The organism is Mycobacterium sp. (assembly GCF_035697385.1).
In the GTDB taxonomy this organism is placed as follows: domain Bacteria; phylum Actinomycetota; class Actinomycetes; order Mycobacteriales; family Mycobacteriaceae; genus Mycobacterium.
Genome location: NZ_DASSCY010000035.1, coordinates 1 through 13251 on the forward strand (window position 1 = coordinate 1; position 13251 = coordinate 13251).

The 13251-nt window shown below is 65.4% G+C and carries 10 protein-coding genes; 6 read left to right on the forward strand and 4 right to left on the reverse strand.

Annotated elements, in window-relative coordinates; all coding sequences use genetic code 11:
* Nucleotides 1-3908: fatty acid synthase subunit beta domain-containing protein (locus tag VFH65_RS03560; RefSeq protein WP_353319755.1), on the reverse strand; the 3908-nt coding region annotated here is incomplete at its 3' end.
* Between the two features lie 529 nt (nt 3909-4437).
* Nucleotides 4438-5172, reverse strand: a complete 735-nt coding sequence (locus VFH65_RS03565; RefSeq protein ID WP_414688347.1) for a DUF1906 domain-containing protein — start codon at nt 5170-5172, stop codon at nt 4438-4440.
* A 302-nt stretch (nt 5173-5474) separates the two neighbouring features.
* Between VFH65_RS03565 and VFH65_RS03570 the strand changes: the two genes are divergently transcribed.
* From VFH65_RS03570 to VFH65_RS03590, 5 genes are all read left to right on the forward strand, one after another.
* Nucleotides 5475-6614 (forward strand): epoxide hydrolase family protein, encoded by a 1140-nt coding sequence (locus VFH65_RS03570; RefSeq protein WP_353319756.1) that lies wholly within the window; start codon nt 5475-5477, stop codon nt 6612-6614.
* Between the two features lie 73 nt (nt 6615-6687).
* The gene (locus VFH65_RS03575; protein WP_353319757.1) at nt 6688-7770 is read left to right on the forward strand and encodes an ABC transporter ATP-binding protein; all 1083 of its coding nucleotides are present in this window, start codon (nt 6688-6690) and stop codon (nt 7768-7770) included.
* Nucleotides 7771-7773: 3 nt separating this feature from the next.
* Nucleotides 7774-8973 (forward strand): ABC transporter substrate-binding protein, encoded by a 1200-nt coding sequence (locus VFH65_RS03580; RefSeq protein ID WP_353319758.1) that lies wholly within the window; start codon nt 7774-7776, stop codon nt 8971-8973.
* Nucleotides 8952-9833 (forward strand): ABC transporter permease, encoded by an 882-nt coding sequence (locus tag VFH65_RS03585; RefSeq protein ID WP_353319759.1) that lies wholly within the window; start codon nt 8952-8954, stop codon nt 9831-9833. Before VFH65_RS03580 ends, VFH65_RS03585 begins: the two co-directional genes overlap by 22 nt.
* Nucleotides 9833-10633: an ABC transporter permease gene (locus VFH65_RS03590; protein WP_353319760.1), complete on the forward strand. Its 801-nt coding sequence runs from the start codon at nt 9833-9835 to the stop codon at nt 10631-10633. The genes VFH65_RS03585 and VFH65_RS03590 overlap by 1 nt, the downstream gene beginning before the upstream one ends.
* A 5-nt stretch (nt 10634-10638) precedes the next feature.
* Here the strand turns inward: VFH65_RS03590 and VFH65_RS03595 are convergent, their stop codons facing one another.
* Nucleotides 10639-11436, reverse strand: a complete 798-nt coding sequence (locus tag VFH65_RS03595) for a MerR family transcriptional regulator (protein ID WP_353319761.1) — start codon at nt 11434-11436, stop codon at nt 10639-10641.
* A gap of 289 nt (nt 11437-11725) precedes the next feature.
* Here VFH65_RS03595 and VFH65_RS03600 point away from each other — a divergent pair, with 289 nt between their 5' ends.
* Nucleotides 11726-12997 (forward strand): MFS transporter, encoded by a 1272-nt coding sequence (locus VFH65_RS03600; protein WP_353319762.1) that lies wholly within the window; start codon nt 11726-11728, stop codon nt 12995-12997.
* Between the two features lie 2 nt (nt 12998-12999).
* Here VFH65_RS03600 and VFH65_RS03605 read toward each other — a convergent pair.
* The coding region (locus tag VFH65_RS03605; protein ID WP_353319763.1) for a Rho termination factor N-terminal domain-containing protein at nt 13000-13251 on the reverse strand (252 nt) is incomplete at its 5' end.

Sequence of the window (13251 nt, forward strand, 5' to 3'; positions counted from 1 at the left end):
CCGACCCGGTCCACCCGGAAGTCGATCTCGTCGCCGGGCTGCACCATGCCCAGGAAGCGGGCGGTCCAGCCGACCAGGCGGGCTGGCGGCACGGCCCGGCCGTCGGTGGCGGTGACGACGTGTTGCGCGGCGGCCGACAGCCACATGCCGTGCACGATGGGCGATTTCAGCCCGGCCAAGAGTGCGGCGGCACGGTCGGTGTGGATCGGGTTGTGGTCGCCGGAGACCACCGCGAACGCGCTCATATCGGTCGGCGCGGTGACGGTGACGTCGCGACGACGACGACGCGGCGTATCGGTCGCGTTATCGGTGATCGCCCCGCCTGCGCGCGGCGGATCGGCGAGCTCGGCTGCGCCCGTGCGGCCGCGGATCGCGAACCGCTCTTCCAGGGTGGCCAGCGCGTTGCCGTCGACGTCGCTGATCGTCACGTTGACTGGGATGACCCGTCCGTACTCGGTGTCGGTAGCCGCCGAAGCCGTTGCGGTGACGGTCAATTCGGCCGCGGTCTTGGGCATCGGCGCCAGCAGGTGAGCGGCGTGATCCAAGTGCACCAAGCTCAGCAGGCCCTCGACGACGGGGAAGCCGTCATCGGTGATCGCCGAGCCGATGGTCGCGAACACGGCAGGCCAGCAGTGGCCGACGAGCGCATCGGGAACCAGGGTCAGTCCCGGGGCCAGCGGAGCACCGAACGTGGCGGTGACGCCGGTGTGGTCGGCGACCTGTTCGGGATCCCAGTCGACGGTGACCTTGGCGGTGTTGTCGTGCACCGCGGGCAGCGAGTCCGGTCCGTCGACCCCAGCGGCGATCGCCAGCACCGAACGCATCGCTGTCGACGCGTCCTCGACGGTCACGACCGGCATACCGCCGTCAACCGTGCAGGACGGCAGCGTGAAGCGGATGTCGATCCAGATGTCCGAAAGCGGGACAGCAAGTGTCACCACTCCGTCGGCGCCAAGCTCGAGCCTGGCACCGGTGGACGGGTGTGTGGCACTACGGTTTTCGTTGGCCTGCCACTCGTCCGGCGCGCCGATCCTGTGCACAGGGTTGATGGCGGTGCGGCCTGCCCACAGCACGTCCGGCGAATCGAGGACGACAGCAAGTGAACCGGTGACGTCGGCGCGGGCCTGCCGGCGCGAGACAACCGGAACGGGCTGCCCGTCTGTCGCGAGCACCTCGTCGATAGCGGCCTGCTCGAAGCGATCCAGCAGTTCACCGACCGGCTCGTCGACGCGGGTGATGCCCGCGACCGCCTGAGTACCCGGAATGATGCACACCTGGTCGGCGCTGTACCGCGCGTCGTGCGCCTGCCACAGCGAGTCGCTGCGCCACCAGCGCCGCACGTCCTTGTCGATCACGGGCACGAAGTTGACCGGCTTACCGGGCTTCTTGCAGAGCGTGACGAAGAACGGCACGTCGGCCGGGTGCAGCTTGACTGCCTCCGCGTCGGGATAGCGGTCGAGCAGCTTCGCGATCGCCTGGTCCGGATTCTCAAGCAGCGCTTGCCCTTCGGGGCTGTCATCGAATGCCGTCAGGATCGGGCCGGAGTCGAGCGGGTGCAGCCGCGCCTCGGCCCGCTGCAGCATCTCCGCGAAGCGCTCACGCCACGTGTCGGCCAGCCACGGGCTGCCGGGCGAGGCGGTGTCGGCGGTGCTGTCGCCGTCGCCGATCGCAAGCTCGACGTAGCGCTGCAGCCACTGCAGGTATGTCATGTCGCCGACGTCGCCGAAATACGGCTTGGCGGTGTTGGCCATCGCGGCGATCAACTCGTCGCGGCGGGCTTCCACTGCCTCGGCGTCACCGGCGACCTCGTCGAGCAGCCGGCCGCAGCGCGACGCGGTGTTGTCGATCTCGTGGATGTCGGCGCCGAGCTGGCTGCGGCTGGATGCCATGCCGCCCTGGGCTTTTCCGGCGCTGATCCAATGGTCGGTGCCGTTGATGTCGACCAGCATCTGCTTGACGGCAGGCGAGGTGGTCGACTCCAGGGTCGCCATCGCCGCGGTGCCCACGAGGATGCCGTCGACGGGCATCGCCGGGAACCCATAGTCCTCGGCCCAGCCGCCGGACAGGTAGTCGGCGGCCCGCTCGGGAGTGCCGATGCCGCCGCCAACGCACACGGTGATGTTGGGCAGCTTGCGCAGGTCGGCGTAGGTGCTCAGCAGAAGGTCGTCGAGGTCTTCCCACGAGTGGTGGCCGCCTGCGCGGCCGCCCTCGATGTGCACGATGACGTCCTTGCCCGGCACCTCGGCGGCGATCTTGATGACCGACTTGATCTGATCGACCGTCCCCGGCTTGAACACCACATGGCTGATCCCGACGCTGTTGAGCTCGTCGATCAGCTCGACGGCTTCTTCCAGCTCGGGAATGCCTGCGGACACGACGACGCCGTCGATCGGTGCGCCGGACTGACGGGCCCTCTGCACCAACCGTTTTCCGCCCACCTGCAGCTTCCACAGGTAGGGATCGAGGAACAGCGAGTTGAACTGGACGGCGCGGCCGGGCTCCAGCAACCCGGTGAGTTCGGCGATGCGGCCCTCGAAGATCTCTTCGGTGACCTGACCGCCACCGGCCAGCTCGGCCCAGTGGCCGGCGTTGGCGGCCGCGGCGACGATCTTGGCGTCGACGGTGGTCGGGGTCATGCCTGCCAGCAGGATCGGCGAACGTCCGGTCAGCCTGGTGAACTTGGTCGACAGCTTGACCGAACCGTCGGGCAGCTTCACCGCCGACGGCGCGTAGCTCGACCACGCCGGTGCGATCTCGGGCTCAGCACCGACCGTGAACAGATTGCGCTGCCCGGCACGCGTGGCTGCGGGGACGATGCCGACGCCGAGGCCGCGAATCACCGGCGCGGTCAGGCGCGTGACGGTGTCGCTGGGCCCAAGGTCGATGATCCATTTCGCGCCGGAGTCGTGCAGCCGCTCGACTTCGGCCACCCAGTCGATCGGGCGCACGAAGATGGACTCGGTCATCTCGTGCGCCAAGGTGGCATCGATGCCGCACTTTTCGGCCCAGCGGTCGACAACCTCGACGCCGTCGGCCAGCCGCGGGGTGTGGAAACCGACCTCCACCTGGACGCCGTGGAACTCCGGAGAGAACACCGCACCGCCGCGCAGCTTGTTCTTACGCTCGGCCTCTTCCTTCTCGGTGATCTTCGTGCAGTACAGCTCGAAGCGGCCGAGCTGCTCAGGCGTACCGGTGATGACGACCGAGCGCCGGCCGTTGCGGATCGACAACACGGGCGGCAGCACCGTGCGGACGTCGGTGGAGAAATCCTCGAGAAGTTCGGCGATCCGGTCGGGGTCGACATTGGTCACCGACACCATGGGCGACTTGTCGCCCCGGCCGACCATGCCGCGGCGGCGCGAGACCAGCGAGCCGGCCGCGCCGATCAGCTGCAGCAGCGCCAGCAGTTCCGCGTCCTTGGCGCCCTTGGCCCGGAGCGATTCGCAGGCCATGACGCCCTGTGAGTGCCCGGCCATCGCGACAGGCGGGGTGTTGTACAGATCCAGGCCCTGACGCGTCAGCGCGCGGATGGCGGCCATCTGGGCGAGCAGGATGCCCGGGCCCGAGATCGCCGCGGTGATCAGTTGCTTGGTGGCGGGCAGCGGCTCCTCAGCGGCCAGCGCGCGGACCCACTGCAGGGGCTCGAAGCCGATGGGTCGCACGACCACTAGCTCGCGGGCCACGGGCTCGAGCAGCAGCTCGGCTTCTCCCACCACCCCACTCAGCTCGGACTCGATGCCGGCCGAGCTGACCAGTTCTTCCAGGTTCTCCAGCCACGCGCCGCCCTGACCACCGAACGCGACGGCGTACGGTTCACCGGCATTCAAACGATCTACGAGGGCGTGCGTGCCCGTCAGGGCCTCGCTCTTGCGGTCTGCGGTAACCCTGCGTTGCTCGTTGATCGTCACGTCTTGGTATCTCCCTCGGTATGCATTTCGCGCGTATCGCTTGTTCGTCTGTTGGCTGTCGTATTTGGCGCTTGGTGGCCTGTGCTTCCCTGCTCCAGGCCATACGATTCGGCGTCGAATCCCGACTGGTTCAGTCGCGCTCTTGGTCGCGGGCGATCTCACGGTCCGTGCCGACCGCCCAGCGGACACTCCAGCCGCACTAAGAGTGTCATAAGAGACGGGTCCATTTTCGCGCCCCAAATGGTTACTGGCGAGTTCTACGCGTGGGTAACAGCGGATTGGGTAACACCGGGTTCCGCGCGCGCAGAAGGTATCCGGGACAAACGTCCTGCATGCAGGTGGTTACGGTCGAGTAGGCGCAACAGCGCTGATCAAGGCAGTATTGTTATGCAATCGTTATGTAAAAATTTGGCACTGTCTCACCAGGCGCATTGCCGCGCTGCGACGCGACAAGTCGGCCGGAATTGTCTTGTCAACCGGGCCGGCCACCAAATTGAGTTTGCTGGCCAACCTTACTACTCGGTAACATTTAGTCCCACTGCCCGAAGCGGGGTTTGAGAATGTGGTTGATGTCCACGCCGATGCCGCCGACGGACCGCTTGTCGATCTCGACCTGATGCAGGTGCGCGGCCGGGTGGGCGACCTTCCCTGGCGATCCCCAGTTGTGCTGCCAGAAGTACGCGCCAAGGCCGTCCTGCAGGGCCCACTCGATGGTCTTGGAGTTGGCGTACACGCCGACGCGCTGGCGGCCCAGCACCGCTTCCCAGCCCCGCAGATACGGCGCCACCTGCTGCTTGTACTGCTCGTAGGTCGGATCGTCATCGATCGAGGCGTAGATGGGCGCGCCGTAGGAGCCACCCGCCGCGATGTGCAGCTGCCATCCTCGTTTCGCGTGGGCGACGCCGGCGTTCTGACCACCGAGCCAGTCCGCGGTGTCCTGCTTGCCGTACTGATAGCAGGACACGATCTTCAACCCGCTGTGGTACAGGTCGCGGGCCTCGGGTAGCTGTATGGGCTTGCCAAGCATCCAGTCGCCGCCGGGGCGGCGGTCCGAGACATACCGGATGGCTCCCAGGGCACCGGACGCGCGCAGGTCAGCGGCCTTGATGACGCCTGCGGCGTAGTCGAGCAGGACCCCGAGTGGCGCCGCCGACGCCTGCGCCGGACCCAACGCCGACGCCATCGTCTGCAGCCCGGCGCCAACACCGAGCACCGCCGGTGCCGCTGCGACGTATTTGAGAACGTCGCGCCGGGACATGGACACGAGCCACAGGGTACGACAAATGCATCAATTTTCACGGCAACGCCACTGGTCACATCAGTATCAAGATTTTCCAGGTTTCTCTGGCGAGCAGCTGCCGGGGGAGCTTCGCTCCGCGGTGGGGAATGAAAATTTGTGCCGGGCGCGCAGTTAGGTACGCGACACGCCGGATTTCGCGTACCAGACTGCGCGCTCGACGATGGGCCCGCTCGGCTTTGTCCCATTTTCGAGAGAGACGCAGAATCGCATGTTTGCGGCAGCGTGAGTGCGACTCTCTGTCTGCTCGCGCGCACAATGGTGCGGTTATGGAGCCGTTCCGCATCGACATCCCCGACGCCGAACTGACGGACCTGACCTCGCGCCTGGCCGCGACGCGATGGCCCGACCAGTTGCCCAGCGAACCCTGGGCGCGCGGCGTACCCGTCGAATACCTCAAGGAACTCGCCACATATTGGGCCGACGGGTTCGACTGGCGGGCCCAGGAGGCCGAGCTGAACTCCTACCCCCAGTTCCGCACCGAGATCGACGGCCAGACCATCCACTTTCTTCACGTCCAGTCCCCCGAGCCGCACGCCCGGCCGCTGATCCTGCTGCACGGCTGGCCGGGCTCGGTGGTCGAATTCCTCGACATCATCGGCCCGCTGAGCAACCCGCGCGCCCACGGGCTTGATCCGGCCCAGGCTTTCCATCTCGTCGTGCCATCCCTGGTCGGCTTCGGCTTCTCGACACCGCTGGCGGCAGTTGGCTGGACCGCGGGCCGGATTGCGGCGGCCTTCACCGAGTTGATGGGCACGCTGGGTTACGACCGCTACTGCGTGCAGGGCGGCGACTACGGCTCCTTCATCGGTCCGGTGATGGGCGGGCTGGCGCCGGATCGGGTGATCGGCGTGCATGTCAACGCGCCCGCATTCGGCTTCCTGCCCGGCGGCAACATCTCCGATGACGAGGTCGCGTCGTTGACCGCCATCGAACGCGACAGAGTGGCGCGAGCCCGAGGCTGGAAAGCCGAGATGACCGGTTACTTCAAGATTCAAAGCACCCGGCCGCAGACCATCGGCTACGGTCTGACCGATTCGCCTGCAGGGCAACTGGCGTGGATCGTGGAGAAGTTCAAGGAGTGGACGGACCACGCACAAGCGCTGCCAGAGGACGCCGTTCCGCGAGATCGCCTACTGGCCAACGTCTCCGTGTACTGGTTTACTCGCACGGCCACTTCGTCGGCCAACCTCTATTACGAGACGACGCATGCGCAGGCGCTGCCTCAGGTGTCACGGGTGCCTACTGGTGTCGCGGTTTTCGCCGCGGATCTGGCCATCCGCCGATACGGCGAACGGTTGTTCAACGTCGTGCACTGGAGCGACTTCGACACCGGCGGGCACTTTGCCGCGATGGAATCACCGGCGTTGCTCGTCGACGACATCCGCAGATTCTTCGCAGGGGTGTAGCTGACGCGCCGCGTTCACCTCGCGAAATCCGCAGAGCGGCTGCGCTATCACGCCGGAGTTCATACGATGAGCCATGCCCCCGGGTAAGGTCACCTCGGCGTCTGACACGAATGCCGTTGCGGCCGTTGATGATCCACAGATCGAGCTGATCGGGGTCAGAAAGCTGTTCGGTGACCTCGTCGCCGTGGCCGGCGCAGACCTTGCCGTCGGGGACGGAGAATTGTTCGCGATCCTCGGCCCATCGGGGTCCGGAAAGACGACACTGCTGCGCATGATCGCCGGCTTCGAACAGCCCACTGCGGGCACGATCAAGCTCGGCGGCGCCGACGTGACCGCGCTGCCTGCACGCCGCCGCGACGTCAACACCGTCTTCCAGGAATACGCGCTGTTCCCGCACATGACCGTCGCCCAGAACGTCGAGTACGGGCTGAAGGTGAAAGGCGTGCGCAAGCCCGAACGCAGGCGTCGCACCGCAGATGCGCTCGACATGGTGCGGCTAACCGACCACGCGCGCCGCCGCCCCGCACAACTGTCGGGCGGCGAGCGCCAACGGGTGGCGCTGGCGCGAGCGCTTGTCGGACGGCCGCGGGTACTGCTGCTCGATGAACCACTCGGCGCGCTGGATCTCAAACTGCGCGAGCAGATGCAGATCGAACTAAAGGCGATCCAGCGCGAAGTCGGCATCACGTTCGTCATCGTCACCCACGACCAGGACGAGGCGCTGACGCTGTGCGACCGGTTGGCCGTGTTCAACGACGGGCGCATCGAACAGGTCGGCAAGGCCCGCGACGTCTACGAGAACCCGGCCAACCGCTTCGTGGCCAACTTCGTCGGCACGTCGAACGTGCTCGACGGCGCCGCCGCCGAGGCAATCATGGGCAGACCAGGGATGTTCGTCATCCGGCCGGAGCGCATCGGGGTATTCGCGCCGGGCACCGACGCCGTGCCCGGTGTGCGGACCGTCGAAGCCACCGTGTCCGAGATCATCTATGCGGGCCCCACCACCCGGATAGCCGCGACTGCTCAGCACGGCGTCACCCTTACCGCAACTGTCCTGACTGCCAGCACGTGGCTGCCGCCGGATCTGCACCACGGCACCTCAATCACGTTGGCCTGGCCCGAAAAAGCCGTCCACCATCTGTCAATCGAGGAGTAGCACATGCCGTCAAAGACGTTGTCCGCCATGCGCATCGGCCTGACATTCACCGCATGCGCGGCGCTGGTGGTCGCGTGTTCGAGCTCGAACCAGGCGGGCGACAACGGAGAGGCACCGCCGAAGCTCGAACCGCTGTCGGCCGTCGGCGACGGGGAAGGCGAGCTGAACATCATCACCTGGGCCGGCTACGCCGAGGACGGCTCCAACGACGAGACCGTCGACTGGGTGACACCGTTCGAAAGGGAGACCGGATGCCAGACCAACGTGAAGCTCGGCAACACCTCCGACGAAATGGTCCAGTTGATGAGGACCGGTCAGTACGACGGTGTCTCGGCGTCCGGCGATGCCACGCTGCGGTTGATCTACGCCGGTGACGTCGCCCCGGTGAACACGTCGCTAGTGCCCGACTACGAGACGATTTCGTCGTTCCTCAAAGACAAGCCGTGGAACTCGGTCGACGGTCAGATGTACGGGATTCCGCACGGCTGGGGCGCGAACCTGCTGATGTACAACATCGAGGTCGTCCGGGATGCGCCGAACTCGTGGGCCGCCGTGTTCGACGACGCCGGCAAGTACAAGGGCAAGGTGACCGCGTACGACTCCCCCATCTACATCGCCGATGCCGCGCTGTATCTGTCGGAGACGAAGCCGGAACTGGGCATCTCCGATCCATATTCGCTGACGTCCGAACAGCTCGACGCCGCAGTGGAATTGCTCAAGAAGCAGCGCGAGAACATCGGTGAGTACTGGTCGGACTACACCAAGGAGGTGCAGGCCTTCGAATCCGGCACCTCGGTGATCGGAACGACGTGGCAGGTGATCGCCAACACCATCGGCGCGGAGAACAAGGTTCAGGTCAACACCGTGCTCCCGAAGGAGGGCTCCACGGGCTGGTCGGATACCTGGATGATCTCGTCGAAAGCCGCACACCCCAATTGCATGTACAAGTGGATGAACTGGATCTCCTCGCCGGATGTGAATGCCCAAGTCGCCGAATTCTTCGGCGAGGCACCTGCGCAGACCAAATCCTGCGAGCACACCACCGAGCCGGATTTCTGCGATATCTACCACGCCACCGATGAGGAGTTCGCCTCCCAGATTCACTACTGGACCACGCCCCAGAAACAGTGCGTCGACGGAAGCGGCGACAACTGCACGGCCTACAACGAGTGGGTCGACAAATGGCAGCAGATCAAGGGTTGACGCAGCGGGGCCCCACGCTGCCGATCGCCTCAGCGTCACTGGGGCGCCGCATCAGCCTGACGGTGCTCCTGGTACCGCCCATGGCATGGCTTGTGGTGGCGTATCTCGGTTCGCTTGCGGTGCTGCTCGTTTCGGCATTCTGGACCACCGACGCGTTCACTGGCGCGGTCGTGCGCACGTTCACCACCCACAACGTCATGCGGGTGATGACGGAGGCAGTGTTCCGGACGGCTACGGTTCGCACCGTCGCGGTTGCGCTGGCGGTGACTGTCCTCTGCGCTGCGCTCGCGGTTCCGCTCGCTTTCTACATGGCCAAGCTGGCGTCGCCGCGGGTGCGCCTGCTGCTGGTCGTGGCGGTGACGACACCGTTGTGGGCGAGCTATCTGGTGAAGGCCTACGCCTGGCGAATGCTGCTCTCACCGGACGGCCCGCTGTCGTGGGCGACCGGCTACAGCCCCGGCTACGGCCTGACCGCAACCGTCATCACGCTGACATATCTGTGGCTGCCGTACATGATCATCCCGGTGTTCGCCGCGTTCGAGCGTGTTCCCGATTCGCTCATCGACGCCAGCTCGGATCTGGGCGCATCCGACCTGGCAACAGTGCGAATGGTGCTGGCGCCGTTGGTGTTTCCCGGCATTGCCGCCGGATCTATCTTCACCTTCTCGCTCTCGCTGGGTGACTACATCGCTGTGACGATCGTCGGCGGTAAGACGCAGATGCTCGGCAACATCATCTACGGCCAACTCGTCACCGCCAACAATCAGCCGTTGGCGGCCGCGCTGTCGATCATCCCGCTGGTGGCGATCATCGGCTACCTGCTCGCAATGCGGCGAACGGGCGCGCTGGAGAACGTCTGATGAAGTCCAAGGGTGCACGGCGGGTGGTCCTGGCATGGACGGTCCTGGTGCTGGTTTTCCTCTATGCGCCAATGCTTCTCGTGGTCGTCAACGCCTTCAACTCTTCACGCACGTTCGCGTTTCCACCAACCGGCTTCACCGTGCAGTGGTGGCTGGACGCCGCCAACAGCGAGGGTATGTGGAAGTCGCTCGCCAACTCGGCAGTGGTGGGCCTGGGCGCGACCGCCATTGCGTTGGTACTCGGCACGATGGCCGCGTTCGCCGTACAGCGATTTGACTTCTTCGGCAGGCACACGGTGAGTTTCCTTGTGGTGCTTCCGATTACTTTGCCCGGCATCGTCACCGGTATCGCGTTGAACGCGACGTTCACCTCTGCGCTGGGCGTGACGCTGGGTCTGGCCACCGTCGTCGTCGGCCATGCGACCTTCTGCATCGTCATCGTTTTCAACAACACCCAGGCCCGGCTGCGGCGGTTGGCTGGTGACCTCGAGGACGCATCTGCAGATCTCGGCGCCTCGCCGTGGCAGACCTTCCGATACGTCACATTTCCGATGATGCGCGGGGCGCTGGTCGCAGGTGCCATTCTGGCGTTCGCGCTGTCCTTCGACGAGATCGTGGTGACGACATTCACCGCCGGGCCGACGGTGCAGACACTGCCGATCTGGATCTTCGGAAACCTGTTCCGTCCGAACCAGGCTCCGGTCATCAACGTCGTCGCCGCCGCGCTGACGATCGTGGCGATCCTTCCCGTCTGGCTCGCTCAACGCTTCGGCGGCGATCCCGCGGCGACGCGGGTGTAGGGCGTCTACTGCGGCGGCTTCGGCTCCCATTGCCCGCTCAGCAGGATTCCGGCGGTGTAGTCCGACACCGCGGTCACCATTTTCTCCAGCACAACCGCGTCGAGACGGTCCGCAACCACCTTGCTGCCGAGATCGCGGTAGTCCTGCACCATCTGTCCGAGCTCGGCCATCTCTTCGGGTTTCGGAATGTAGTTGGGCCCGAAGCGCGACCTCACGCATTCCTGCAACGCGCGCACGACTTCGGTGGCCAATCCGTCGACGGTGTCCCGGGTTGCCTCGAAGATTCGCAGAACCGCGCGGACGTATTGCAGTTGATCGGATGTACGGGCCACGATCTCGCCGATCCTCCGGTCAACCAGTACGACTGCGCCGTCCTCCAGTCTTGCCAGCCCATGCTCGAGCAGCCTGTGCGCCTCGTCGCCGTCAGGATCGATATCGAGGGCCAGGGTGTCGTCCTTCGCCGGCTCTTCGGCCTGCTCCGTCCTTGGTCCGAGAACGGCGCGCTGTATCCCCAGGATGTCGGCCAGATCCGAACCTTGGCGCATGCTCGTGAAGAACTCAGCGATGTGCGCGGAGTTGAAACCCTTGCGGAGCAACTGGTTGATGGTTTTCAGCTGCGACAGGTGGTAGTCGTCGTAATACGCCGAACGCCCGACTCGTCGGGGCGGATCGAGTAAGCCGCGTTCCCGATACGCGCGGATATTGCGGGCACTGACGCCCGATACCCGGGCGAGGTCATCCAGCCGGTACTCAGCCAACGCGGCGCACCCCAGCACGGCATCGGGTGCGCGTTCGCTTGGCACCGCGACGATTCATGGACCTACTGTAACGGCAGTTGCGGGTTTGCGAGCGAAGAAATCATCACTCTTCCGCAGTTTGCTAGCAATTCTTCGCAAGGGTCACTATCTGCGAATATGACGCTTCATCGCGCCAACGCCTCGACGCCAGCAAGCAATCCCAGCCAACTAGTTTTTGGCGGCGTACGAGCGGCCGCGTGAGTGACCTCACCACAAAACGATTGGCATCGATGTGAGCAGGTGAGCGATGATCGACGTTGGCAGACATCAAGACAACGCGAGCGAAAGGTTCGGTGTGCGTCCCTGGATCGTGTGGGGCACCGGACTCCTCGCCTACATCGTCGCCGTTCTCGACCGCACCACCCTGGGTGTCTCTGGGCTCGACGCGGCCGATCGGTTCAGCGCCAGCCCCAGCCTGTTGTCGACGTTCGTGGTTTTGCAGGTCATCGTCTACGCGAGCGCGCAGGTCCCCGCCGGCCTGCTACTCGACCGGTTCGGCTCCAAAGCCTTGATCGCGGCGGGCGCCGCGCTGATGGCGTCGGGCCAGTTGGTACTGGCTTTCACCGAGTCGCTGCCGGCGGCCATCGCCGCGAGGGCCGTGGTCGGCCTCGGGGACGCCCTCACCTTTATCTCCGTGCTGCGGTTGGTGCCGCACTGGTTCACGCCCCGCCAGGTCCCGTTGGTCACGCAGTTGACCGGCATCTGCGGACAACTCGGCCAGGTGCTCTCAGCCGTGCCCTTCCTCGCCGTGCTGTCAGCGTCGGGCTGGACGGTCGCCTATGCGTCGGTCGCGGCGATCGGCGTGCTGTCGATGGTGTTGACCCTGGCGGTGGTCAAGAACACCCCGAACGGTGTTGTAGTCGAGGTCAAACCCACCTCCGTCACCGAGACGCTGGCCAGCATCAAAACGGTGTGGCTGCGGCCAGGAACCCGGCTGGGATTCTTCACCCACATGGGCACGCAGTTCTCCGTCACGGTGTTCGCCCTCATGTGGGGTGTTCCGTACCTCACGGTGGCCCAAGGCCTTTCGGCCGGCGCGGCCGGCACGCTGCTGACGATCTCGGTGGCCGCCGCCATCTCGGCCGGTGTGGTCATCGGCATCTTCACCGGCCGTCATCCGCACCGCAGATCCCGGCTGGTGCTGACCATCATCGGCAGCAACGCGCTGGTGTGGACGGTGGTGCTGGCCCTGCCCGGCCAAGCCCCGCTGTGGTTGTTGGTCGTGCTGATCGTCGTGATCTCGGTCGGCGGCCCAGGCTCGATGGTCGGCTTCGATTTCGCGCGGACCTTCAACACCAGCGCGACTCTCGGCACTGCGCAGGGCATGGTCAACATGGGCGGCTTCGTCGCGTCCCTGCTTGTCATGCAGGCGATGGGCCTGATCCTCGATGCGACCGGCCACTTCTCATTCGACTCGTTCCGGGTGGCCTGGACCGTGCAATACGGGGTATGGACGCTGGCGGTGCTCGGCATCTTGATCACCCGCCGTAAAGCACGCAGGCTGATGAAGTTGGAGCAAGAAAGAATGCTGCTGGAAGGTTTCGACGCCGCCACTGCGGCGCGGTAGCCCTACCGGTTGCGCGCCGACTCGCGCCGATTGGCCTTCTTGATGGCCGAGACGAGTTCGCCCTTGGTCATGGTCGTCCGGCCCGAAATATCCAGCCGCCGAGCGATTTCCAGAAGATGCTTCTTCGAAGCGTTGGCGTCGACACCTTCAGCGGAGCGGCCACTCGGGTTCGGCCCGCCGCTGCGTGCACGCGAATCGGACGGCCCCTTCTCGGATTTGGGTTCCCAGTGATCGCCCACCTTCTCGAAGCTGTG